Raw genomic sequence first — 26,683 nt, forward strand, 5'->3', positions numbered from 1 at the left:
GCATTAACTTATAAAACTTCTATACCTTTTGCTTCGAGTTCGTCAAAAATGATAGAATTGATGCTGCTTTTTGTGTTCTCTGCCTGTGAAATGTCTTTGCACCAGAAATAGATCTTAATTCCGCTGCTGTTCTTGTTTTTTGGAATAATGATGATTTTAGGTTCTTTGGCCACGAAAATATTATCATGGGTGGCAATGATTTCTTTGATAGTCTCTGTTACTTCTTCCCGCTGAAAAGGGTTGCTCACAGAAAACTCTATGACCACACGCATCTGGTTATTGGTCAGTGTCCAGTTGATAATGTTATTGGATAAAATTGCACCATTTGGGATGATGATTTCTGCTCCGTCATCTGTCAGTAAGGTACTTGCACGTAATCCGATTTCTTTTACCTTGCCTTTTTTATCACTGATCTCAACTACGTCACCAATACGTACGGTTTTATCAAAAATAAGGATAATACCGGAAACAAAATTACTTACGATGTTCTGAAGCCCTAAGCCGATCCCTACGCCCAGTGCGCCCAGCACGACGGTGATCTTGTCAAGCGGAAGTCCAGAAGCTGCTACAGCGATTAAAAAGCCGCCTATGAGCAAAATTAATTTGGTTACTATCAGTTTAGAACGCTCGCTTTTATTGTCATCAAGAGAGTCATCACCTGTGTCACCAAAAAAGTAAGCAATGTATTTTTGCAGAAAGTTGGCTATCCAGATAATAATCAGAAACAGGCCTATACCCCAGAAAGTGAATATAAGGGTTCCTATCTGGCGTTTTTCATTCAGAAAGGCGATCAGCGAAGTATACAAACTATCAAAGATGTTCAGGTTAACCAGTAACAGCGTCAGCCAGATCAGAAATACTGCAATACCTAATAAGCCACGCAGACTTTTGACAACAGGCTCCCAGTCAAAATGCTCAGGATAGTCTTTTCTGACCCTGCTGCTTTTGATCTGCAGTAAAAAGGCTTCTGTGATCATTCCGGCAAGGATAATCAATGATATAGCATGTAATGCAGAGTTGACAGCACTGCTGTAAAAAATCTGGGTTAGCGTAAAACGACCAAATAAATTACAGATAATAGCCAGGAAGTTAAAAATGATGTAAATGATTCCAACACTTTTAAGTAATCTGTATTTTACTGCTTTTTCTTTTAAAATCTTGTAACTGTATAAGCCATAAACCAGTGAAGCTATACCAAATATCAGCAGTAACCAGCGTTGGTAACGTGCAGGCATTCCCAGTGAACGCAGGATTATCGGAAAAACCAGCAGTACAACAAAAATACACCATTTGTAAAAAATATCCCTTGGCAGTCTTTTGAAAAACAGTGCTGTGATACTGAATGCCAGTAATACATGGATGGTTTCTATATAGAGTGCAGGTGCTAAGAGGTCAAAAACAGGAGCCAGCGTGAGTATGAAAATCAGGCTGATCAGATAAGGTTTAGGTCTTACAAATGTGAAATTGAGGTGGTTTACAGAGTCCAGTCTATTTCTTTGTTTCAGACTTTTAAAATTAAAATACAACCAGAAGAAAAAAGCGGCGCCTAAAACTATCAGTAAAAAACGGCTGCCCCGGGTATATTCAAAGTAATAGCCGGAAACCTGCTGCTCACTTTCCATAAAGCGCTGAAAGTCTACTTTTTTATTGGCTGCTTTATCTACAGATTCCCAGAGATACCGTCTTTCTTTGCTGAATGCTTTGATACTTACAGATTCGAGCTGGTTGTCTGCAGTATAGGTTAATTCTCTGATATTAATGATGTTGGCGGATGTTCTTGCCTGAAGACTGTTGATTAAGCTGGTATTGGATTTAATCAGGCTATCCATAATTATCCGTTTTTTGCCCAGCTCTGCAAACTCTGTTTTAAAACTTCTCTTTAAAGAATCTGTTCTGAATATTTTCATCAGTACAGTATCTTTTCGCAGATTAAGAATCTGCGTTTTAAGTCCGTTTAATTTTTTTTCATAATCCTGCAGATCTGCCAGACAACGTACGTTGTTAGTCTCGAGTTCATCCAGCAGCGTCTGATACATCTGCAGGTTTTGGACATTAAGTGTTCTGTCACCCTGACTGAGACGCTTTTTTAAAAGGGCAATTGCCGCTTCGTCCTGTTTCAGGTGTCCTGCTATGGGTTCCAGCAGATAAAATGAAGAAGTGGTTACCTCAACCTGGTTAATTGTCTCAAATACCTTACCCAGGCGAAGCAGATAATCGCTTCGGTTGAGTACAGTTGAGTCGGTCAGGTAGGAGAGATCACTGGTACTTTTAACAGCTTTTTTCTGCTGCGCTAAAATTTGTGTGCTATTAAAAAACAGCACCATCAGCAGGATTAAAAATCCCGGACGCTGCGCAATTGAAAAAGAGCTGCTGATCTTCATTTATACCTTTGTGGTTTGAATACGTTTTTCGTAAATTCTGTATTTTTTATAGGGATCACCTTTGATTGCCTTGATTGCGTTGTTTACTAAGTCATTGTGTTCCAGTGTCCAGGATGCTTCTGCATACTTTAATCCTTTAGCTTTATAGGCTTTGATAATATTGCCGTATAAACAAGCTTCGATACCCAGTTTACGGTAACCTTCTATAACGCCCAGCAGTAAAATTCTGATTCCGGATACTTTCTTTTTGTTCATCAGCAATTTAAACAGACCGGTAGGAAATAATCTTCCTTTTTTGATTTTGATCAGAATTTCGTTGATATCTGGTATGGCCGCACCGAAGCCGACAATCTTTCCATCCTGTTCTGCAACAAGACAAAAATCAGGATCTAAAATCATTTTCAGATCTTTTGCCTGGTAATCATATTCCTCATCATTCAATGGTACAAAACCCATGTTTTTATCCCAGGCTTTGTTATAAACTTCACGAAGGTTTTCTGCTTCCTCCTTGAATTTTTTCATATTGATCTTACGGATCGTGATATTACTTCGTTTTAACCGATCCTGTAGTTTTTCAAGTAATTGTACTGAACGGTCATCATAATTATCTCCATCCCATTTCCATGCAATCAGATCTACTTTTTTGGAAAGTCCGGTTTGTTCGAGTAATGCCGGGTAATAAGAGGCATTGTATGGCATCATCACTACTGGTGGAGAATCAAAACCCTCAATCAGCAATCCGCAGGATTCGTTGGTAGAAAAATTGACAGGGCCGATAATGGTTTCCACTCCTTTTTCTTTTAACCATTTCTCCGCTTCTGCGATCAGCAATGAAGCACTTTCGTTATCATTGATACAATCAAAAAAGCCAAAAAAACCATCATTGGCCTGGTTGGCGATATTGTGGTTATTATTTAAGATAGCGGCAATACGTCCGGTAACTTTATCCCCGTCATAAAGCAAAAAGGTCTGAAGGGAAGAATGTTTGTGAAACGGGTGTGTGGTTAATAAATCTTTTTGTGCAATAAACAGTTCCGGGACGTAGTTTGGATCATGCTGGTATAGCTCATGTGGAAAATCAATAAATGTTTTTAGTTCTTTTTTTGATTTTACCGCAATTATTTTTTTCATATGAACAATTTGAATGGAGAGGTTTATACCTGTTTATAATCCGATTTTGTATTTCGGTCTCCAAATATATTCAAATGCATAATAGCTTGTATAATTCATCAGTATTTTGATCAGATCATTCTCCCCAGGCAGTCAGCATAACTGCTCTGGAGCCACCGTAATTGCGATGCTCACATAAATAAATTCCCTGCCAGGTACCCAGGGCTAATCTTCCGTTCCGGATCGGGATCATCAGGGAAGTATCCAGCAGAGCTGTTTTTAAATGGGCAGGCATATCGTCAGATCCTTCCTCATCATGCAGATAATCCGGATCATTCTCCGGGACTGCCTTATTGAAAAATATTTCGAAATCATGTCTGACAGTCGGATCAGCATTTTCATTAATCGTAAGTGAAGCAGAGGTATGCTGAATAAAGACCTGGCAGATACCGGTTTTTAGTTCACGTATTTCGGGAAAGGCATCAAGAATATCAGTGGTAATCAGATGAAAGCCTCTTTTTCTTTCTTTAAGGACGATGGAATGCTGGTAAAACTTCATTTTTTTGATTTAAAACTGCTGATTTTATTAACCCTGACTAAGCTACCGGATTGAGTAGAGATTTTATCATTAACAACGAAAATTTTAAAGAATAATATATCCGGTTGCTATAATTTGATAGCGAATATTCAGTTTTATCTCAGGAAAATCATAAAAAAAAGGCTGGCCGATCAATTGATCGGCCAGCCTTTTAAACTTAATTCTATAATTAATCACTATTGCCGGGATCTTTTTTCAGACCGGGGCAGTTAGCTGTTAATAGTTAATGGTGTAACTTAAATTGTAGGTACGTCCTCTGCCTAAGTAATTTAATGATTCAGGAGCAACTCTTAATGGTTTGTATAAAACCTGTGCACGCTGACTCCAGATAGTCTGGTATTCTTTGTTCAGTAAATTCTGTACGCCAAATGATAATGTTCCAAGAGGTAATTTAACATGACCCAACAGATCTAAAGTGGTATATCCTTTCAGTTTATTATCAGCATTGTCTTTTACATCAAATGAACGGAAGCCCAGTGCTTTGAATCCTATTGCTTTGTTACTCCATCCTATGAATGCAGTAGCTTTTGACGGACTTGCATTGGCAATGTCCTGAGCTTTCCAGGAATCATCCTGTTTGAACTGAGATTTGATATATAAACCATTACCGCCAATTTCAAATCCACTTGGAAGATTAACTGACACGGAAGCTTCGGCACCATAATTACGTTGTTTACGGTCGATTAATTCTACAGCAAAGGTAGTAGATGTTTTCATGTCTTTATCTGACCATGAATAAAATGCTGATACCTGTGCATTTACTACTTTACCACGGTGACGCCATCCTGTTTCCAGCTGGTTTGTTTTTAATCCTGTCAATGGAGTAGTGGCTACACTGCTTCCCTGAACCAGATCCCAGTTTGTTCCATTTAAGGCATAAGTACCCTGTCCATAGTATTTAGCCGGGTCAGCCAGGTTGAAACCCTGAGCAAAGTTAACCCATACCTGCTCAGGAGAAGATATTTTATAGATTAATGCACCATTTAACAGGTTTACATCGTAATGACTTTTGCCGCCAGGAATTGGTGTAGCCGTTTTACCAATACCAAAAATGATAGGGGCCTGAGCATTAATACCAACAAAATCATCAACTTTTACATACAGTCTCTGTTGTCTGACACCTCCTGATAAAGTCAGTTTGCTGGTCAGGTTCCATTGTGCCTGCATAAAACCTGAAAGGCTGTTGATGTTAACACCCGGATAACGGCGAACGGTAGCTATTCCGTTATTGATCATTCCACCACTTGATGCTGCCAGTGCTCTGTCAAAGATAGTCTGATTACCTACAAATGCTTCGTTATCCGCATCAACACCGTAAGTTAAGTTGAATGCTGACCATTGTTTTGACAACACTAATTTTGCTGCACTGTAGCGGGTACTCTGAACAGTAGAACCACTGTAAAGGAAACCACCGCCAGGTATTGCTTTATTGACAACCTGTGCAGGGAAAGGGTGGAAGCTGAATTTCTCATTTCTGCTAGATGCCTGGATATACAGATCCTGACCACCCAGAATATCAGCGGCATGATAGTCAGCATTGATAGATGCACGTGTGGTTTTTGGCGTTACTGAAGAAGTAAAGCCATTTCTCATTTCCAGTAATCCTGGTTTGGTAAATAAAGCTTCATAATTATTGCCCAGGTACAGGTCTTTATCACCGGTATAACCTGAATTATAATATTGTGCATTTACTTTTAAAGTCTGTTTAGGACTTAATTTGAATTCTGTATTGGCGAAAATGTCAAAAGACTGGTTGTATTGTAAATCTGTTTGTGTGATATCACTAAAAATCTGCTTGTTATTTGCATCAAAAGCAGCATTGTTTTTCTGATAAGCGATTCCGATTCTTCCTTTGAAGTTTTCATTTCCACCTGAAATAGATTGGGCGAAACGAACATCATGATCTGATTTTTGCTGTAAACCACTGCGTACACCTGCTTCTGTCGTAAAAGCAGGAGGACCTGCCTGTCCTTTTTTAGTGATAATATTGATGATACCGCCAGTTGCACCACCACCATAGATTGAGCTTGCTCCTGATAGTACTTCAATACGTTCAATATTGAATGGATCAACCGAGTCAAATTGTCTGCTAACTGATCTGGTACTGTTTAAAGAAACGCCATCTACCATGACCAGTACATTTCTGCCTCTCAGGTTCTGACCAAAATTAGTACGGCCTTCAGGACCGGCATCCAGACCTGGAATAAGTCTTGCCAGAGCTTCTTTCAGACTTATACCTCCTCTGATTTGCTCCTGTAAACGCTGATTATCAATAATCCAGACAGTTCCTGGAATTTCACTCACTTTACTTGGTTTACGGGAAGAAACAACAACAACTTCATCCATAGTGTTACTTGGATTAAGGGACAGATTCAGACTTAGGTTCTGATCTTTAGCCAGTGTTATTTTCTGAATGGTTGGGTTATAGCCAATGTAGCTGACGATCAGGTTGTAAGAACCTGCTTCAAGTTTTAATTCGAAATGACCGTCCTTATCAGTACTGGTTTCCAGTTTTTTGCCTTCAATTTTGACATTTGCACCGCTTAGCGGTTCGGTATTATTACTGATAATTCCGCTTACAGTTTGTGCATTAGCACCTGCTGCAAAGGCAATTAAAAGAAGTAAAATTAAGTATAGATTTTTTCTCATGTGTGTTTTTTTATTGTTTGATTGCGCAAAGCAAAGATTTATTTGGATTAATTCCAAACAATGTTATATTTTTATATTTTTGATCAAATTTTAAAAATGAACATTAAAGAAATTGCTCGTCTTGCACACAGGTGGTTAGGTTTAACCTCCGGGCTGGTCGTTTTTATTGTAAGTATTACTGGTTGTATGTATGTGTTTCAGGATGAAATAAGAGATGCAACAGAACCATGGCGTAAAATAGAAGTACAGCAAAAGGCGGTACTATTGCCTTCTGCACTGAGTGCAATCGCACAAAAAGTTCATCCTGAACTCCAGATAGGCAGAATAGTCTATGTCAGTAAGGACCGGTCAGCGGTGATCTTTTTAACAGGGAAGGGACAGTTTTATACGGTTTATATCAATCCGTATTCCGGAGCTGTGCTCCATGATCAAAATCTGCGCAAGGATTTTTTTACAATTGTTCAGTTTATCCATATCTATCTTTTATTACCCGGACCAATCGGTAAAATGGTCGTTGGTGTCTCTGTTTTTATATTTTTAGCTTTATTGATTACCGGAGTGTTTATCTGGTGGCCGAAAAGAAAAACACAGATGAAACGCGCGCTGACTATCAAACTCAATGGAAAGTGGCGCAGAGTCAATTATGATTTGCATAGTGTTTTAGGAGTTTATGCATTTTTAATCGCCTTTATTGTCGCATTTACCGGACTATCCATCAGCTATGACTGGTTAAAAAAGGGCGTGAACAGAACTGTTAATCTGGGTACCAGCTATGAATTTGAAGAGAAACTTCCGGCAATTAAAGTTACCAAAGCACTGGATTCTGCTAAACTAATGGACATTTCATTCCTGGAAAGTGTAAAACGTTCTCCCGGATCTGATATGTTTCTGATCGCACCGGTCGAAAAAGGATCAGGCTTATTGAATATAACTGTTTATCAGAAGGCATTGTTCTATTATAAAAGTGATCGTTATTACTTTAATGGCAATAATGGGGAATTGGTAAAAGAACTGGCTCATCGCCATAAAAGTAATGGACTAAAATTAAATGAAATGTCTTATGATCTCCATACCGGACAGATTTTAGGATTGCCCGGAAAAATTATTGCTTTCCTGTCCAGCCTGATCTGCACAACACTACCTGTAACCGGTTTTCTATTCTGGAGAGGGAAGAGAAAGGACAAAAGAAAAGCTCTGGCTGATAAAGTCTGAAGGCTACGGGTGTGTTTTTGTATTTTATTACTGATCAGGCTTAATCCTGTTGGTCAGAATAGCTATGTTAAAAAAGTATTAATGATTTGTCTTAAAATTTAATATTAGAATGTAGTTGAATTTCAGTTAATTGCAACATTATCGGTAATTAGTCTAAATATAATTTGTAATTGTTCTAAATAACATCTTACTTAGCGGAGAAATTTAAACTGTAATGAAGAAGAGGATTCTAAAACCTGTTTTCGCTCTTATTGGTTCCTCTTTTTCTGATTTAAATGTGCATCCTGCTAATCTATTTGTGCAGCACGTAAACACGCTTGTTAATAACCTCAATTATATAAAAACCGTGAATAATTAAGATCGATATGCTTACAATCAACCTACAAGAAGAACAATTAACAACATTATTGGAAAGTAATATCCAAAGGGATATTTTTCATCATGACAATCAGGAAGAATATCTGGATGCTATAGGAAAGGTGAGTATGGCCGTTAAGCGTTTCCTTGACAATAATAAAAAACCATTCAGTGGTGTAAGCCCGGCAGAGCTTCGCCCTTTATTTGCTAAGGTAGATTTTGATACACCCCTGCAGGATTATGATAGTTTACTGAACGAAGTAGAGAATTTATATACAAACCATGCGGTAGCATTCCACCATCCGGAATATATTGCTCATTTAAACTGTCCGCTTGTTATTCCGGCGATTGCAGCAGAAGTTATGATTTCTTCTATCAATTCATCCCTGGATACCTGGGATCAGAGTGCCGGCGGAACTTTAATGGAACAGAAACTGATTGAGTGGACCTGTAAAGAGATTGGCTTTGGTCCATTATCTGATGGAATCTTTACCAGTGGCGGTACACAAAGTAACCTGATGGGTTTATTACTTGCCAGAGATCATTATGCCTTTAAACTCTTAAATCACAATATCAAGGAAGATGGTTTACCAGCCGAGGCTTCCCGTTTCAGAATATTTGTCTCTGAAATGGCTCATTTCAGTATTCAGAAAAATGCATCTCTGTTAGGACTGGGAGAAAAAGCAGTGGTTAAAATTAAAACTGACCGCAGTTTCAGAATGAACTCTATCTTGCTGGAAGATGCAATCAAAGAAGAAATTGCACAGGGAAATATCCCGATTGCTATAGTAGGTACAGCAGGAACTACCGATTTTGGTAATATTGACCCATTAAAGGAAATAGGACGTTTAAGTGCTAAATATGACCTTTGGTTCCATGTGGATGCAGCTTATGGCTGCGGTTTACTGTTAACCAGTAAGTCCCGTAAATTAATCAATGGTATTGAACTGGCACATTCTGTAACAGTTGATTATCATAAATCATTCTTCCAGCCGGTAAGTAGTGGCGCCTTTTTAATTAAAGACAAGAAATTTTTTGGCCTGATTACCCATCATGCTGATTATCTGAATCCTAAGGATCATGATCATGACGGTTTACCAAACCAGGTAAATAAATCTATTCAGACTACCCGTCGTTTTGACGCATTGAAACTCTGGTTTACACTGAGAATGATGGGGAAAGAAAAATTAGGAAGTTATTTTGAAACAATCATTCATACAGCAGCACAGATAGCTGCTATGATCCAGGCAGATCCTTCTTTTGAACTGATGAACGAATCTGATATCAGTGCACTGGTTTTCCGCTACAACCCGAGAGACGGGCAGGCAGACCTTTGTGCAATGAACCAGTTTATCAAAAAAAGTATGTTCAACGGAGGAGAAGCACTGGTTGCAGGCACTAAAATTAATAAACAATTCTATCTCAAATTTACTTTGCTTAACCCCCTGACTACAATTGACCACGTTAAAAACATCTTCAACATCATCAAACAACATGGAAACGAATACCTACAGTTTAATAAAACTACAAAAGAATTCTGGAGAAATTAACTTCAATTCTCTCTTAAATAGTTATTGCCGGGAGTTTAGTAATTGGAGCCGCTATCAGGGAATTCCCCGGTATGATCAGCCTCTGGCAGACTATTTGAAACTGACAGGTCACGAGTTACATTTACGCTTCGACTTTTCTGAATTTGGATTTGAAGTATTTGCTCCATTAAAACATTATGCAGAAAGCGGAAGACACGTCTTTAATTTTCCGGTCATAGAGCGTAATCTGAATACTGATGAAATCAGGCCTATAGATGCGCTGCGTTTTATGGAACTGATTGTTTTATCTGCTAAGGATGAATTTTCAGGAATTAATGCTGAACTCGTCAAATCACGTTTACTGAACAGTATAGATAATTTGACCAAATATCAGGAATACTTTAATCGTACAGGAAAGCTCGTTAATAAAGAATACATGAGCTTCATTGAGGCAGAACAATCTCTGGCTCTTGGACACAATTCACATCCGCTGACAAAAGGCAGGATGGGATTTAAGAATGATGAAGAGTTATTGAAATATTCTCCTGAAACTGCAGGAGAATTCCAGCTGGCGTATTTTCTGGTGGCACCAGATCAGGTGACAGAGAAAAATGCAGAGGGATTTGAGATTACCGGCACTTTTAAAAAGGAATTGCTGAATGCTGTTCCTGAAACTCATCAGGTGAGGGAATTACTGGATCGTCATCCGGGATGGAAAGTACTGCCCATGCATCCATGGGAAGCCGGCTATCTGCTGAATCAGCCTGAAGTGAAAGAGATGGAAAAAGAAGGTTTACTGTATAGCCTGGGTAACTGGGGACCTCTATATACACCTACTTCTTCTGTTCGTACAGTATATAACCGCGAAAGTGACTGGATGTATAAATTTTCGCTGCATGTGAAAATTACTAATTCGGAGCGTGTTAATTTAGTCAGAGAGCTGCATCGCGGCTATGACGTAAGTCGTTTGTTAAAAACAGATCTGGGCAAATCTCTGAAAAAGGAGTTTCCTGAAATTGAATTTATAACAGATCCTGCATTTTTTGCGGTAAGTTATAAGGGAAAAGTGATTGATGGTTTTAATACGAGCATCCGTCACAATAAATTTAAAGGTGAAGCTGCAGATAAAAACGTAACGTTACTTGCTGCGCTTTGTCAGGATGGTTTGCTGGGTGAAAATCCCAGAATGGCAAATATTATCAGACAGGCAGCAAAACATAAAAATAAACCGGTAGATCAGGTAGCTATTAACTGGTTCAAACAATATCTTCATATCTGCGTAGGGCCTGTTATAGGGATTTTCAATAAGTATGGAATGGCTTTTGAATTTCATCAGCAGAACGTTATGGTTGAGCTGGATAGTCAGAATTTTCCTGCAAAACTGTATTTCAGAGATAATCAGGGCTTCTTTTTCAGAGAAGGTAAGGCAGAAGAGCTTGCAAAGTATCTGCCTGGTATAGCTGATGAAAGCGGGTCTATTGTTCCTGAAGCTTATATTTTTCCAAAATATACTTACTATCTGTTGATTAACAATTTATTAGGTATTGTCAATGCACTGGGCTGTAACGGACTGGCAGATGAAAGAACATTGATCGATCTGATATACCTTGAGTTTAAGCAGTTTGAAGAATCAGATACTACTGGTTTTGTTGATTATGTAATCAACAGCAGAAGCTGGGAAGTGAAAGGAAACCTGTTAACGAATCTGTATAATATTGATGAAGCCAGTGCGCCGATTGATAATCCGGCAATCTATAGGGACTATCCTAATCCGCTGAATAAGTATTTCTTCTGTGATAATCTGATCAAACCTAAGGTTGGTGAGGTGATATACAGCAGATATTTCCCTAAAGAGGACATTACTATTTCTTTACGTTCATTTGATGTGGACAGAGATCTGGAAATGGTACATGACTGGTTTAATCAGGAACATGCCAAACCTATCTGGAAAATGGATGGCCCGATCAGAGATCTGGAAACCTTTTACCGCACGCTGATACCAAGCGATCACTCCCATAGTATTATTGGAGAAATTAATGGAGAACCAACTTTTACCATAGAACCGTACTGGCCTATGCGTGATACAGTAGGGGCCTATTATGAAGCTCTGGCAACAGATTATGGTGCACATTTATTAATTGCACCGACAGATAAAAACAAAAAATTCAGCTTCTGTATCGGACAGATGATCATGGATCTGGTATTTATGAATCCTGTGGTAGGAAAGTGTATTGGTGAGGCGGCTGTGGAGTCCAGAGCCATGCATATTTTCGTAACCAGATTGGGATTCAGGTTCCAGCGTATTATAAAAATGCCAACTAAAGATGCAAATCTTACATTTTGTTATCGTGAATGGTATTGGGAAAAGTTCCCTGAGAGTAAAGATGTCGCATTATTGGGCCAGGTGGCCGGAATATAAATTCTGAGAATAAATGAAAACACAAAAGATTTACGACATTATAGGTATTGGTATCGGACCCTTTAACTTGGGAATGGCCGCTCTGGCAGCACCTTTAGAAGATTTGTCGGTTATATTTTTCGATCAGGCGTCAGTTTTTAACTGGCATCCTGGTATGATGCTGAGTGATGCAACTTTACAGGTGCCTTTCATGGCTGACCTGGTTACACTTGCAGATCCTACAAGTCCATATAGCTTCCTGAACTTTATGAAGCAAACTGACCGTTTGTACAAATTCTATATCAGGGAAGATTTCTATATCTTACGTAAAGAGTATAATGCGTATTGCAAATGGGTAATTGAGCAGTTACCTTCCTGCCAGTTTAATCAGAAAGTACTCAGTACGGACTATGATGAGGCAGAACAATATTATAAACTAATCGTAGAAGATCAGCGGAGTTTAGAAAAACAGACTTATTATACCCGTAAACTGGTTTTAGGTACGGGAACAATACCAAAGATGCCGGATTTTGTTGAGCCTGGCAAAAATCCTCAGGTTATTCATACTTCTGCATATCTGAATTATAAACGTGAACTATTAAACCAGCAAAATATAAGTATTATCGGATCGGGACAAAGTGCCGCAGAAATTTTCTATGACCTTTTACCGGAAACAGAAAACGGATTACAATTAAATTGGTTTACCCGTCCGGATCGTTTCTTCCCTATGGAATATTCGAAACTTACACTCGAGTTAACTTCTCCCGAATATGTAGATCATTTCTATAATTTACCGGATGAAAAACGCAGACAGGTTTTGAGTAAGCAGAATTCATTGTTCAAAGGGATTAATTATGATTTGATTAATCAGATTTTTGATAAACTCTATGAATTGAGTGTAGGTGGGGAAGAGCCTAACGTGAAATTGAGCCCGAACTGCCAGTTGAACGACATTACAACTACGGCAGACGGACGCTCCAATCTTCATTTTTACCATACAGAAGTAGAAAAAGAATTTGTTCAGCAAACAGACTTTGTCGTATTGGCAACAGGATATAAATACAAAGAACCTCATTTCTTAAAAGGAATCAATCATCGTATTTCCCGGAATGAAGATAACTTATATGCTGTAGGCCGTAATTATTCTATCGATGGCAATGGCAACGAAATTTTTGTGCAGAATGCAGAATTGCATACCCATGGTTTTGTTACACCCGATTTGGGAATGGGGGCTTACCGGAATTCTTCAATCATTAATACGGTATTAGGCAGAGAAGCTTATATCGTGGAGAAAAAAATTGCCTTCCAGTCTTTTGGTTTTGCAGCAACTGATGAGCCCTGCAATCCACTTAAAGATATTCTTGAGACCGGAACAAACACATTATCAGCAACGATCAATATTTAAAAACCTGACATGAATTACAATCATTTTGACCAAATAAAACCGCTTAAAAAAGCGGTTTGGGATAAAGTTAATCTAAATTATATAGCTAAAGCCATAGTGGAGCTAATGCACGAAAAGCTGGCTGAACCTGAAATTACAGGTACTGATGAATCCGGTTTGACTCATTTTCGTTTAAATACTGATCATGAAAATATCTATTATGTTTTTTCTGCAAGTCACCGCATGCTGGACTACTGGCATATCCAGAAAGAGTCTTTGCGTAAGTTTGCAGACGGTGTAGCCGTTCCTTTAAACAATGCTCCTGCATTTTTTACGGAAACACAGGAGACTTTCGGTGTGAAATCGTTTACACTTGCTCATTTCGTAGAAGAAACATTAAACACCTTATATGCTGATGCTTATATTCATGAAAAAGGACGTTTAACTGCTGATCAGCTTGCTGATGCTGATTATCAGACTATAGAGCATCAGATGGACGGACATCCATGGGCAACAATTAATAAAGGCCGCATCGGGTTTAATCATAGTGATCAGGGAAAATATGCTCCTGAAGCAGGACAGTCCACTCAGCTGGCCTGGCTGGCGGTTCATAAATTACGTGCAGACTTTAAATCTCTGGCATCTATTGATATGGCCGCATTTTATGAAGATGAGCTGGGTTTTGAACAGATTAGCCAGTTTAATGAAATATTAAGCGGTAAAAATCTGAATCCGGATGATTACCTTTTTATCCCGGTACATGAATGGCAATGGAACAATAAAATTGTTTTGCAGCTGGCTCATGATATTGCCAGTCAGTATGTAGTGCCGCTGGCTTTAGGAAATGATCAGTATATGTGTCAGCAAAGTATCCGTACTTTCTTCAATATCAGTAATCCGCGTAAACATTATGTTAAAACGGCTATTTCTATTTTAAATACGTCAATTTTCAGAGGCTTATCTCCTAAAAAACTGGCTATTGCGCCAAGAGTAACACAATGGGCAAAAGATATGCTCGATGGAGATGTTTATCTGAAAGAAACTAAGGTTGTTTTATTGGGAGAGGTAGCTACTGCTGCTTATACGCATCCGCAATATAGTGCGATTCCGCAATCTCCTTATCAGTATCAGGAATTCTTAGGGGTAATCTGGAGAGAAAGTGCAGAGAACTATCTGCAGCCAGGAGAAAAGATTATGACGATGGCGAGTCTGCTGTATGTTGATGATGAAGGTAATAGTTTAGTAGGAGCGATGATTGAAAAATCGGGTATTACACCTGGTGAATGGCTTAAAGCTTATCTGGATGCCTATCTTAAGCCGATATTAAGAATTTTCTATAAGCACGCTTTTTTCTTCAGCCCGCATGGAGAAAACACAATTCTGGTCATGAAGGATTATGTACCACAGCGCATCATTATTAAAGATTTTGTTGAGGAAATTGTACTTACTGAAGAATCAAAAGCAAAATTACCTGAAGACCTGGTTAATGTCTTAAGAGAAATTGATGATGAACTGGCTCCGTTATTTATTCTTTCCGGAATTTTTGATGCGGTATTCAGATATCTGAGTAATATTTTCCATTCTTATGTCGGTCTGGAAGAAGAATATTTCTGGAAAAATGTTGCCAATACTATTTTGGAATTCCAGGATGAGAATCCTGAACTGGCTGCTAAATTTGCAAAATTTGACCTGTTTGTGCCTGAATTTGCACGTGTTTGTATTAACCGTGTACGTTTACTGACCCATGGCTATAGTGAAAGTACTGATGTACCAGTTCCGGAAGTGATCGGAACTTTGGTTAATCCAGCTGCTTTAGCGGTGCAGGATACAGCGCAAACCATTTAATTTTTGCCGGAAGGCGATCTGCAAAAAAGCGTATAGTGGCTGTTCAATATTGACAGCTGCTATACGCTTTATGTTTTTTAGACCTTTACAGCAGACAGATTTTTACCATATTTACCAGTTAAACTGAATAAAATGCAGAATACAATAAAATGGGGGATGATTGGTTGCGGAGATGTAACAGAGGTGAAAAGCGGGCCGGCCTTTAGCAAGGTTCCGGGTTCAAAACTGGTAGCTGTAATGAGCAGGAATCCTGACAAAGCAGAGGATTATGCCAGAAGACACCAGGTATCAAAATGGTACAGCAATACGCAGGAATTGATCGATGATCCTGAAGTTAATGCGATATATATTGCTACACCGCCTTTATCGCACGAAGAGCTGACCATTGCGGCACTAAAAGCAGGTAAGTCAGTTTATGTTGAAAAACCAATGGCGGTAAATGCAGATTCCGGAAAAAGAATGGTTGAAGCAGCAGCAGCTTACAAAGGAAAGCTGACTATAGCACATTATCGCCGCGAACAGCCCGTGTTTAAGAAAATAAAAGCATTGATCGATGAGCGTGCCATTGGCGATGTTAAACTAGTTACATTAACCTATTTACAGCCCTCACTGACAGAGAAGGAACTGGCTGATCCAAAAATTCAATGGCGTCTGGATCCTGCTATTGCTGGTGGTGGTCTTTTTCATGATATCGCTCCGCACCAGCTCGATCTGATGTTGTATTTTTTCGGACCCATTGAAAAAGCTGCAGGAATTTCAGCAAATCAGGGCGGTTTATACCTGGCAGATGATCTGGTGACCGGAATGCTTAAATTTAAAAACAATGTATTTTTTAATGGAACCTGGTGTTTTGATATGCCAGAGGGAGCACAAAAAGATCTGTGCATCCTTACCGGATCGGCAGGAACATTAACTTTTCCTGTTTTTGGCCCCGGTAAAATTGAGCTTACCGTGAAAGGGGTAACTGAAGTATTTGATTTTGATGCACTACAGCATGTGCAGGAACCTATGATCGGGGCTACTGTACGCTATTTTTCAAATGAAGGGCTTAATCCCTGCATTGGTGAAGATGGGCTGACGGTAATGGAAATCATAGATCAGTTTACTAAAAAATAGGGTTAAACCTTATTTTCGATCCTTTCTTCCAGACAGATGCTGACGCTGTCGCCTTCTTCTTTATGGATAAGTTTCCTTATCTCGGCTTTGATGGGAAGTTTATGAGTCCCATTACCCAATGCCATAAATGAACTCTGAAAAGGGTGCCCCTCAATGGTGCCCTTAACTTTTACCAGACCACGGGTTTTGAAAAATGAAACGGAGTCTGGCCATATGACATAGGTCCATCCGCCTTTGTCCGGACTTTTCAGCAGAGTAGCTGTAAATTGTTTGTTTAAAGTGCTCATGTCTTTAGAGTTATTTACTATACAAATTTAATTCAGTTATCCGGTGACAGCAGGTGTTGTTCATGACTTTATACAGGGGTGATTGCGTCAGAGCTCTTTGTTAGTGTAAATTAGTTGAATATTCAACTAATTTACACTAACTTTGTTCTGTAATAGAATTAGCTATGGAAGATCGTACCAGAATTAGTTTGTTAATTTCACAGGCTTTAGGTCTTTACCGCTTAAGAATCAATTCTTTATTGATACAGCATGATATAGATCTCACATCCGAAATGTTTGCCGTACTCCGCCTGATCTGGAAAAAAGAAGGGCAGAAGCAAAAGGATCTGGCAGATCAGTTATTTAAGGATAAGGGATCAATTACCAAGATTATTGATAATCTGGAAAAGAGAAAACTGGTAGAGCGAATCAGTGATACCTCAGATGCCAGAAATAAGAATATTATGCTTACGCAGAGTGGGCGGCAACTGGAAAAGACCGTTCTGCCTTTACTGGACACTTTCTTATCCGGCATTACGGCCGATATAGAAAAGGATGAACTGGAAATCGCCAGAAAAGTGCTGGGGCAGCTGATTGAAAAGTTAAGCTAAAACATATGATGTACGAATTATCTCCATACCGAAAAAACATCAGTGATTGGATTAAGGGACCTGCCATTATATTGCTTCTTCTTTTACAGTCATTTGTTCTGGCTATCACCAGTACAACTGCTTCAAGGTTATCTGCCTTTTATGGTGTAGAGCCTGAAACAGTAACCTGGTTTTCACAGATTGGTACCGTGGGGCTGGTTTCTGCGATACCTATATATTACAGGTTAAAGCTGTATTTTAAAAAATCTGACTTGTTAACAGGCGCACTGATTTGCCAGGTGATACTATCTCTCTGCTGTTATCTGATCAGTTATGCTCCGTTATTATTAGTCAGTAATTTCTTTATAAGTATCCTTAAACTTATCTGTCTGCTTGATTTTATATCATTGCTGACAGATCGTTTTCCTGTGATGCGTCACAGAGCCTTATTTTATGGTATATATTATACTATCGCAAGGGTAGGAGGAGAACTTGCCGACATTTTTGTTAATCCAACTATCGAAGAACATGAATGGCAGGCTATTTATCTGATTGCTACTATTGCAGCTGGTCTTTGTATCGTGATCTGTTTACTGCTGTTTCACCGGGAAAGAATGCATAGAAAAGTTCCGCTGTACCAGGTTGACTGGGCCAGTATGCTGTTTTTTACCGGAGCGTCTTTGTTATTTTGTTATGTACTGACTTACGGGCAAACCAGAGACTGGTTTAATAATCAGCAGATTGTGGCTGCATTTACCGGTTTTTGCGGGCTAACCTTTTTGTTTATTTTCAGACAGTATCATGTTAAACGTCCTTTCTGGGATCTGCGGGTTTTTAAGGATTATAAGCAGATTCCTCTGGGTATTACATTTATGGTATTAATGTATGCCTTTTACAGTACCAGTTTATTATTTAATAAATATGCTGCTTATACTTTTCATGGAGAAGAAAGATATCTGTCGGTAATTGCATTGATTACTTTATGTGCCTATGCCATCAGTTTTCCTCTTGCAGGTATTTTATTATATAAGAGGATGCCAGTAAGGATTATGCTCAGCATTGCTTTTTTACTTTATGCCGCATCACTGTTTATCTTTTTCCTCGATGTACAGACTTATAATTCTATGCATAACCTGATTGCTGCTTATTTAATGCAGGGAATGGCTTATGGTGTAATGCTGACTACGCTTTCTACTTTTACGGCCACAAATATTCCACGGGAATCCAATGGAGACCGGGTTATGGGAAGTTTATCATTTCGCTATATTCTTGGTTCTTATGCCGGATATTCTCTTTTCAGTAACTGGTTATTCCGGGGGACCACCAGGCATGATAGCTATCTTTCAGAAGGGATTACTTTTAATAATTCCATTTATTCATCAGAAATACAACAGTTCAAAGCAGGATTTTTATCTCATGGAATGGATAGTATTCATGCTAATAGTGCGGCTGTGGTAATGATTGCTAAAAAGATTGAATTACAGGCAATGTTACTGACTTTAAGAGAGGTATCTTTATTTATGGCTATTGCGGCCGTAATCATTGCCTTAATTGTGCTTTTTATCAGGAGATTTGAGATGCACGAAATAGCTGAAGAGAACAGGTATAAGATTGTCTGATTCTGCTTTTTTTTGCTAAAATTGTAAAAATAGTTATCCTGATTAGCATAATTACAAAAATATGAACTTTGAGAATACATTATCATTTGCAAGGACAATGGATAAGCAGGATCCGCTGCGAGAATTCCGTGAAGAATTCCTGTTTCCACAGCAAAATGGTAAACCTTTTATATATCTGTGTGGGAATTCGCTGGGGCTGCAGCCAAAATCAGCACGTAATGTGCTTGGAAAACAACTGGATAACTGGCAAAACCTGGCTGTAGATGGCTGGTTTGAAGGAGATAGTCCCTGGATGTTTTATCATAAAGAACTAAAGCAGTTAATGGCTCCGGTTGTAGGGGCGCTTCCTGCCGAAGTTTGTCCAATGAATACGCTGACTGTTAATCTTCATTTACTGATGGTTAGCTTTTATCGCCCTGATCAAAAGAGATTTAAAATCATTATGGAAGCGGGTGCTTTTCCATCTGATCAGTATGCACTGGAAAGCCAGGTACGTTTTCATGGCTACGACCCGCAGACAGCTATTATTGAAGTGGCACCCAGACCAGGAGAATATATTTTAAGAACAGAAGATATTGAAGCTTGTATTGCTGAAAATGCTGCTGAACTGGCACTGGTATTGTTCGGCGGTATAAATTATTTTACCGGACAGTGGTTTGATATGCAGGCTATTACCAAAGCAGGACACGCTGCGGGAGCAATCGTAGGCTTTGATCTGGCACATGCAGCAGGAAATGTACCCGTACAATTACACGACTGGGACATTGATTTTGCCTGTTGGTGTTCTTATAAATATCAGAACAGCGGACCAGGGGGAATTGGTGGTATCTTTGTCCACGAGAAACATTTCAAGAATGATCAGCTGAACCGTTTTGCAGGATGGTGGGGTTATAAAGAATCTACCCGTTTTAAAATGGAAAAAGGCTTTGTTGCGGAGCCCGGAGCAGATGGCTGGCAGATCAGCTGTTCGCAGGTAATGCCAATGGCCTTATATCATGCTTCACTGCAAATCTTTGAGTCTGCCGGGTTTATGGGACCGCTGAGAGAAAAAAGTAAAATATTAACGGCTTATCTTATTTATATCATCGATCAGGTAAATCTGGCTGTTGGTTATCAGCAGTATAAAGTGATTACACCTGAACATGAAAATGACCGGGGTACACAGGTTTCTATTATTGCCTCAGGAAATGCGAAGGGTGTTTTTGATAAACTGGTGGCGCATAATGTACTGGGCGACTGGAGAGAGCCTAATGTAATCCGTTTGAGTCCGGTTCCTTTATACAACTCTTTTGAGGATGTTTTCCTGACTGGTGAGTTATTGTTAAAAATAAGCAAAGAAATCGCTATATGATAAATTACAATCCCAAAGATTGGTTCACTTTTATTTTCCATATCCATAAGGCAGATACTTTTAGAAAATTATGGCCGCTAATGCTTAGCGTAGCTGTTTTTTCTGGTGTGATTGCTTTTATGGAACTTCATTTTCTGAAATTGTCCCAGACTGCAACAGTTAAAAATATAGGGATGATGCATAGTTTACTGGGTTTTGTGATATCTATGTTGCTGGTATTTCGAACCAATACGTCTTATGACCGCTGGTGGGAAGGCAGGAGGCTGTTGGGAGAGCTGACCAATATAAGCCGGAACCTGGCGATCAAGATTAAATCGCTTAAACTGGGTAAAGAAGAGTATGAGTATTTCAGCTATGCTATTCCTAAATATGCTTTCGCTTTGAAAGAACATTTGAGAGAAAAACAGTATTTTGGTAAAAACAGCTTTCTGGTTGAGGTAGATGGGGGTAAACATATTCCCAACCAGGTTGCAGCCAGTCTTTCTTCCCGGGTTTTTGAACTGGAAGTAGCGGGTAAGATTTCAGGTGAACAGCTGATTGTACTCAGTGGAGACCTGAATCGCTTTACAGATATCTGTGGCGGATGTGAACGGATAAAAAAAACACCTATTCCTTTTTCTTATAGCGCTTTTATTAAAAAGTTCCTTTTTATCTATGTGATCACACTCCCTTTTGGATGGGTATTCAGTCTTGGTTATTTTGTGGTTCCGATAGTTCCTTTTATTCTTTATGTGCTGGCCAGTCTGGAACTGATTGCTGAAGAAATAGAGAACCCATTTGGAGAAGATGCCAATGATTTACCAGTAGATGAGATCTGTAATAATATAGAAAAACACGTAGGGGAGATTTTGAATTAAATGATAAAAATAGCTTATCATTCTTTATATGCGCATCCTTTACCGGAGGGACATCGTTTCCCTATGCTAAAGTATGAACTGATACCCGGGCAATTACTGCATGAAGGCATAATTACTCCTGATCACCTTTTTGAGCCTGAGCCTCTGAGTGAAGATATTGTCTTATTATCACATGACCCGGCTTACTGGGCTCAGCTGAGAGATTTTACCCTGCCGCCAAGAGAACAGCGGCGCATTGGTTTTCCGCTGAATGCACAACTTGTGGAAAGGGAGCTCAGGATTGCTCAGGGAACTATTGACGGTGCTTTATTTGCCAAAGAATACGGTTTGGCTTTTAATGTAGCTGGCGGTACACATCATGCAGGTTCTAACTGGGGAGAGGGATTTTGTCTGTTGAATGATCAGGCAATCGCTGCCAATTATCTTTTGAACAAAGGGCTGTTTAAGCGCATACTGATTATAGATTTAGATGTGCATCAGGGTAACGGGACCGCTCAGATTTTAGAGAATGAACCAAGGGTATTTACTTTCTCTATGCATGGAGAGAAGAATTTCCCTTTTAGAAAAGAGATCTCTGATCTTGATATTGGCCTTGATGCAGATACAGGCGATGATGCCTATCTTTCATTACTGGCCGAAACACTCCCTGAATTGTATCAAAAACATCAGCCCGATTTTGTTTTTTATTTATCCGGTGTAGATGTTTTATCAACTGATAAATTAGGCAAACTCGCTATGAGCAAGGCCGGATGTAAAGAAAGAGACAGTCTGGTTTTTCAGTTTTGCAGGAAACATGGCCTGCCAGTACAGGTAAGCATGGGCGGAGGGTATTCTCCTGCAATTAAAGACATTGTTGAAGCGCATTGCAATACCTTTAAAACCGGTATTGATTTGTTGTCCTGAGTCTTTAACCGGCTGTTCATAATTCCTGATCTGTTCAGTGCCGGGCTGGCCCTATTGTTTCTCCCATAATAGCAAGAGTGTTGATCTCCGTTTGTTTTTTTTGTCCGGTTCATTTTTAATTTATAAATATCTTCACAGGAATCAGCAGGAGTAAGAGAGGCCGGTTACCTATAAAATCAGAGTTGTGGATAAAAAAACAGAACGCTTCAGGAACCACCCTGTCTGTCTCAGTGTGCCAAAGCCTGATGTTTTTCTTAATGTGCTGTACAGTTAGGAGTTATCACTTTGTAACGCAAAGAATCCTGTAATGAATAAGCAGTGAAAAATCAACCTTCAATTTTGTATCATGACGAGGTTATACCCTTTCAGACTGGTAATTACGAGCCGGAAAAGGCAAGCTGGTTTTTTAATGTGAAGTATTTTGATGAAATTTAGGGTCTTTAAAAAAGGATCATAGATGAAGATTGTAATTGCAGAAAAGCCTTCCGTTGCACGTGAATTAGCTAAAGTGTTTGGCGCAACAGGTAAGAAAGACGGATACATCGAAGGTAAAGGGTATTCATTTACCTGGGCATTCGGACATCTGCTGCAATTGGCACCTCCACAGGAATATGGCTTTATAGGCTGGAGAAGACAGCATCTGCCAATGCTTCCCGCTAAATTTAAGCTGGCTATCAGAAAGATCAAAACCAAAGATGGTCTGGTAGAAGATCCCGGAGTAAGGAAGCAGCTCGATATTATTAAAAAGCTTTTTGATGAATCTACCGAGATTATCGTAGCGACGGATGCCGGGAGGGAAGGCGAGCTTATTTTCCGTTATATCTATTATTTTCTGAAGTGTAAAAAACCTTTTAAAAGACTCTGGATATCCTCTCAGACTGATGAGGCTATTAAAGAAGGTTTCAGAAACCTCAAACCAGGTACTGATTATGATACTTTGTTTAATTCTGCGCATTGCAGGTCAGAATCAGACTGGCTGGTTGGAATGAATGCCACACAGGCACTGAGCATCTCGGCAGGAGCAAGATCAGTACTGTCTCTTGGCAGGGTACAAACACCGACGCTGGCAATGATCTGTTCCAGGTATATTGAAACAAAGAATTTCGTACCACAGTTATACTATCAGCTCGGTATACAACTGGATAAGGACGGGCAACTGTTCAAAGCGGTTTCTACAGTCAATTTTAATGTAAAAGAAGAAGCACAGGTTTTATTTGATAAAATTGAAGATGTGGGCTCCGGATTTCCGAACGGAGGAAAGATTCTGGATGTTGAAGCAAAGCCAAGAAAAGAACCACCACCTTTATTGCATGATCTGAGTAGTTTACAGCAGGAAGCAAATAAGCGGAAAGGTTATACTGCAGATCAGACATTGAATTTACTGCAAAATCTATATGAAAGTAAACTGGTTTCATATCCACGTACCGGTAGCCGCTATATTGGTGATGATGTATTTGCCGGTGTTCCTCAGCTGATTACTCAACTGACTACACATCCTGATTTCGGGAAACAGGCCGAATTTCTGATGACTGTGCCTTTGAATAAAAGAAGTGTGAATGCAAAGAAAGTGACCGATCACCATGCTATTTTACCAACCGGTGAGGTACCTTATCAACTGAGTGCAGATAAACAGGCTGTTTATGATATGGTTGTCGGACGTATGCTGGAAGCTTTTCATCAGGAATGTGTTAAAGAAGTAACTAAAATAACGATAGAATCCGGTTCTCTTTTTATTGCTAACGGAACAGTTATCCGTTCTGCAGGATGGCGATCGGTATTAAATGATAAGGAAGAAGATAAAAAAGATGAGGATAATCCATCTCTTCCAAAGGTTAAAAAAGGGGAGATGCTGCCGATCGTAGAAAAAGCTTTACTGGAAAAACAAACCAAGCCTAAACCTTTATATAATGAAGCTTCTTTATTAAAGGCGCTGGAAACTTCAGGTAAAGAGATCGAAGATGAAGAATTGCGCTATGCTATGAAAGACAGTGGTCTGGGAACTCCGGCCACCAGAGCGGCAATTATTGAAACGCTGATTACCAGAGATTATATCATGCGGGAAAAACGTAACCTGGTACCTACTTTTAAAGGACTGGCAGTTTATGATGTTGTTAAAGATCAGAAGATTGCACAGGCAGAACTGACCGGTTCGTGGGAAAAAAGACTGGAAGAGATCAGATCCGGTGCTTCAGTTGCGGACTTTAAAGCGGAAATATCTGAATATACCAAATCAATTACTCATGAACTGCTTGCGGCAGGAGCTGGTCTTGCGGAGAAACTCGTGCCAAAGAAAGAAGACCCGGCGGTAGTATAAAATTCAACTAGCGGATTTTGTCCAGAAGCAAAGTATAAAGTTGTGCCGTAATTCTTCCGGCTTTTCCATTACCAATTTCTTTTCCATCTACTTTTAAGACAGGAAGGATGTTTTTTGTTGTACTGGTAAGAAAAGCCTCGCTTGCATTATAAAGTTCTGCTAAAGTAAAATCACGTGCTGAGATCTGGAAACCTGAATCTTCAAGGTTCAGTATGTTTTTGCGGATTACCCCACTCAGGATATCGCTTTTAGCAGTTATAACTTCCCCTTCATGAGTCACAATGAATAAATTAGCTCTCGGGGTTTCTTTAACTAAACCATTAAAATGATATAATACATCATCAGCTTTATTTTCTTCAATAAAAGGTTGTAGCCAGATCGCCATTGAATAATCCAGTGTTTTCATTGCAGATAACTGTCTCTGATAGACGTAAGTTGCTAAGGTTATGCCTTCAGCCTGAAGACCCTGTGGGATAATTAAAGGTACCTGGGTAATAATGAGGTTTTGCGTAGGAGGAAGGGCGTAAGCATCTTCAGAATACCCTCCGGTTAAGGTTATTTTAATTCCCGAATCAGGCAGGTTATTCCTTTGCATCAGTTCACCAATAATTTTTTTCAGTTCCGCAGGGCTCTGACTGACATGCAGATGCATATTTTTTGCAGAGTTATAAAAACGTTCTATATGATCATCCAGAAAAATAGGCTGACCATTTACTGTTTTAAAGAAATCAAATATTCCATACCCTCTTTGTATAGAAAGATCTGTAATTAATAAGGAAGCCTGATCGGTCCCGATGAAAGTATCATTTAAAAAAACAGTATTTGTACTCATTATTTGTCTTTTTTGAGGTCTGAAACTAATTGCAGTGCATTTGATCTGATTCGTTCCTTTAAAATTAAGCCGTAAATAACCTGAACCCCTTAATTTAATCAGAAGCTGCAATATTAATAAAATTCCTCGTTCCTATCCTTCATGCAATTGTTATATTCGTTGCAGAATTGCGGTTATTATCATTTAATACCTGATATTATCACCTTTTGCATACCTGTTATCCTTAGCTATCCTGTATATGTATATTTTACTGTTTATTACCTGCGCTTTAGTTTTACTGGTTTATATTATTTTAAACCTGCCTGTATTTGGCCGTTTACCGGAAGGTGCCAGTCTGGAACGTATCAGGCAATTGCCCAACGTGAAAGATGATGTCCTGCAGAATCAGTCTCCAACCTCCATGGTGCCGGATGAAGGCTATTGGGCTATTGTAAAGGCCATGCTGAAAGGTAACCCAAATAGCAGACCCAAGGCAGTTTTACCCCATGTCAAACCCGAACTGGATTCTGTATCCGGTACAAAAGTGACCTGGTTTGGGCATTCTTCTTATTTATTACAAATTGAATCTTTAAAAGTACTGGTAGATCCGGTTTTTAGCAGGACACCTTCACCATTTTCTTTTATCGGTAAAAAAAACTATGCAGGTACTGATTTTATCAGTGCCGAGGATTTTCCTGCAATTGATATCCTGTTGATTTCACATGATCACTATGATCATATGGACTATCAAACTATATTAAAGCTAAAAGACCGGGTAAAGCATTTTTTAACTTCAGCAGGAGCAGGTTCACATTTATTACGCTGGGGAATTCCGGCAGAGAAAATTACTGAGCTGGCATGGGAAGAAAAGGCAGTTTTATGCGGACTTCAATTTACCGCCCAGCCTGCAAGACATTTTACCGGCAGGAAGTTTAAGCGTAACCGTACCCTATGGTCTTCATTTGTTCTGGAGACACCTGAACATAAATTGTTTTTGGGTGGTGACTCTGGCTATGACAGTCATTTTAAGACTATTGGTGATGCGCACGGACCTTTTGATCTGGCTATCCTGGAATGTGGTCAGTACAATGTATTATGGCCTTTGATTCATATGTTTCCTGAGCAAACCGTAACAGCAGCAAAAGATTTACAGGCAAAAGTACTTTTACCTGTACACTGGGCAAAGTTTACCTTAGCTTTGCATGACTGGAATGATCCGGTTTTGCGGGTGACAAAAAGTGCTGAAGAATTCAATCAGCCTATTACCACACCTTTGCCTGGTGAAACGTTTCAGATAGGGTCGAACTATCCGGATACTAAATGGTGGTTAAATATGGAGAATAAGAAACAATAGGTTTTAATGCTTGTTATATCTATGCATTCAAAAAATCAA

At 39.3% G+C, this 26,683-nt stretch carries 19 protein-coding genes; 13 read left to right on the forward strand and 6 right to left on the reverse strand.

Going from position 1 to position 26,683, the window contains the following annotated elements; translation table 11 throughout:
• Positions 1–8: 8 nt before the first annotated feature.
• The 4 genes from PL_RS25125 to PL_RS25140 form a co-directional block, all read right to left on the reverse strand.
• Positions 9–2,381 carry a mechanosensitive ion channel family protein gene (locus tag PL_RS25125; RefSeq protein ID WP_041877390.1) on the reverse strand — a complete coding sequence of 791 codons (2,373 nt, stop codon included), beginning with the start codon at positions 2,379–2,381 and terminating at the stop codon, positions 9–11.
• Positions 2,382–3,512, reverse strand: a complete 1,131-nt coding sequence (locus PL_RS25130; protein ID WP_041877388.1) for a GNAT family N-acetyltransferase — start codon at positions 3,510–3,512, stop codon at positions 2,382–2,384.
• A gap of 115 nt (positions 3,513–3,627) precedes the next feature.
• On the reverse strand, positions 3,628–4,050 hold the full coding sequence (locus PL_RS25135; protein WP_041877386.1) for a secondary thiamine-phosphate synthase enzyme YjbQ: 423 nt from the start codon (positions 4,048–4,050) through the stop codon (positions 3,628–3,630).
• 255 nt (positions 4,051–4,305) lie between these two features.
• A complete protein-coding gene (locus PL_RS25140) occupies positions 4,306–6,738 on the reverse strand; it encodes a TonB-dependent receptor (RefSeq protein WP_082035765.1) in 2,433 nt (810 codons plus the stop codon).
• Positions 6,739–6,834: 96 nt separating this feature from the next.
• Between PL_RS25140 and PL_RS25145 the strand changes: the two genes are divergently transcribed.
• From PL_RS25145 to PL_RS25170, 6 genes are all read left to right on the forward strand, one after another.
• A complete protein-coding gene (locus PL_RS25145; protein ID WP_041877409.1) occupies positions 6,835–7,950 on the forward strand; it encodes a PepSY-associated TM helix domain-containing protein in 1,116 nt (371 codons plus the stop codon).
• Positions 7,951–8,315: 365 nt separating this feature from the next.
• Complete coding sequence (locus tag PL_RS25150) at positions 8,316–9,857, forward strand: pyridoxal phosphate-dependent decarboxylase family protein (protein ID WP_052495961.1); 1,542 nt, start codon at positions 8,316–8,318, stop codon at positions 9,855–9,857.
• The gene (locus PL_RS25155) at positions 9,802–12,255 is read left to right on the forward strand and encodes a GNAT family N-acetyltransferase (protein ID WP_041877385.1); all 2,454 of its coding nucleotides are present in this window, start codon (positions 9,802–9,804) and stop codon (positions 12,253–12,255) included. Before PL_RS25150 ends, PL_RS25155 begins: the two co-directional genes overlap by 56 nt.
• 13 nt (positions 12,256–12,268) lie before the next feature.
• Positions 12,269–13,639 carry a lysine N(6)-hydroxylase/L-ornithine N(5)-oxygenase family protein gene (locus PL_RS25160; RefSeq protein WP_052495960.1) on the forward strand — a complete coding sequence of 457 codons (1,371 nt, stop codon included), beginning with the start codon at positions 12,269–12,271 and terminating at the stop codon, positions 13,637–13,639.
• A 9-nt stretch (positions 13,640–13,648) separates the two neighbouring features.
• Positions 13,649–15,463, forward strand: coding sequence for an IucA/IucC family protein (locus PL_RS25165; protein ID WP_052495959.1), 1,815 nt, complete (start codon positions 13,649–13,651; stop codon positions 15,461–15,463).
• Positions 15,464–15,595: 132 nt separating this feature from the next.
• On the forward strand, positions 15,596–16,579 hold the full coding sequence (locus PL_RS25170) for a Gfo/Idh/MocA family protein (protein WP_041877384.1): 984 nt from the start codon (positions 15,596–15,598) through the stop codon (positions 16,577–16,579).
• Between the two features lie 2 nt (positions 16,580–16,581).
• On the opposite strand, the gene PL_RS25175 is transcribed toward PL_RS25170, so the two are convergent.
• A complete protein-coding gene (locus PL_RS25175; protein ID WP_041877383.1) occupies positions 16,582–16,866 on the reverse strand; it encodes a DUF1905 domain-containing protein in 285 nt (94 codons plus the stop codon).
• Positions 16,867–17,030: 164 nt separating this feature from the next.
• Between PL_RS25175 and PL_RS25180 the strand changes: the two genes are divergently transcribed.
• The 6 genes from PL_RS25180 (at position 17,031) to PL_RS25205 (ending at position 24,479) form a co-directional block, all read left to right on the forward strand.
• Complete coding sequence (locus tag PL_RS25180; RefSeq protein ID WP_052495958.1) at positions 17,031–17,456, forward strand: MarR family winged helix-turn-helix transcriptional regulator; 426 nt, start codon at positions 17,031–17,033, stop codon at positions 17,454–17,456.
• A gap of 5 nt (positions 17,457–17,461) precedes the next feature.
• A complete protein-coding gene (locus PL_RS25185) occupies positions 17,462–19,054 on the forward strand; it encodes an MFS transporter (RefSeq protein WP_082035764.1) in 1,593 nt (530 codons plus the stop codon).
• A gap of 61 nt (positions 19,055–19,115) precedes the next feature.
• The gene (gene kynU, locus PL_RS25190) at positions 19,116–20,405 is read left to right on the forward strand and encodes a kynureninase (protein ID WP_041877380.1); all 1,290 of its coding nucleotides are present in this window, start codon (positions 19,116–19,118) and stop codon (positions 20,403–20,405) included.
• Positions 20,402–21,262: a bestrophin family protein gene (locus tag PL_RS25195; protein WP_041877378.1), complete on the forward strand. Its 861-nt coding sequence runs from the start codon at positions 20,402–20,404 to the stop codon at positions 21,260–21,262. The genes kynU and PL_RS25195 overlap by 4 nt, the downstream gene beginning before the upstream one ends.
• Entirely contained in the window at positions 21,263–22,165 is a 903-nt protein-coding gene (locus PL_RS25200) for a histone deacetylase family protein (RefSeq protein WP_041877377.1), read from the forward strand. It begins immediately after the preceding gene.
• A gap of 457 nt (positions 22,166–22,622) precedes the next feature.
• Complete coding sequence (locus tag PL_RS25205) at positions 22,623–24,479, forward strand: DNA topoisomerase (protein ID WP_041877376.1); 1,857 nt, start codon at positions 22,623–22,625, stop codon at positions 24,477–24,479.
• Between the two features lie 7 nt (positions 24,480–24,486).
• Here the strand turns inward: PL_RS25205 and PL_RS25210 are convergent, their stop codons facing one another.
• Positions 24,487–25,311 (reverse strand): aminotransferase class IV, encoded by an 825-nt coding sequence (locus PL_RS25210; RefSeq protein WP_041877397.1) that lies wholly within the window; start codon positions 25,309–25,311, stop codon positions 24,487–24,489.
• Positions 25,312–25,549: 238 nt separating this feature from the next.
• On the opposite strand from PL_RS25210, the gene PL_RS25215 reads away from it, so the two are divergent.
• On the forward strand, positions 25,550–26,644 hold the full coding sequence (locus tag PL_RS25215; RefSeq protein WP_041877375.1) for an MBL fold metallo-hydrolase: 1,095 nt from the start codon (positions 25,550–25,552) through the stop codon (positions 26,642–26,644).
• Positions 26,645–26,683: the final 39 nt, after the last annotated feature.

Origin of the sequence: Pedobacter lusitanus (assembly GCF_040026395.1) — a bacterium.
Lineage (GTDB): Bacteria > Bacteroidota > Bacteroidia > Sphingobacteriales > Sphingobacteriaceae > Pedobacter > Pedobacter lusitanus.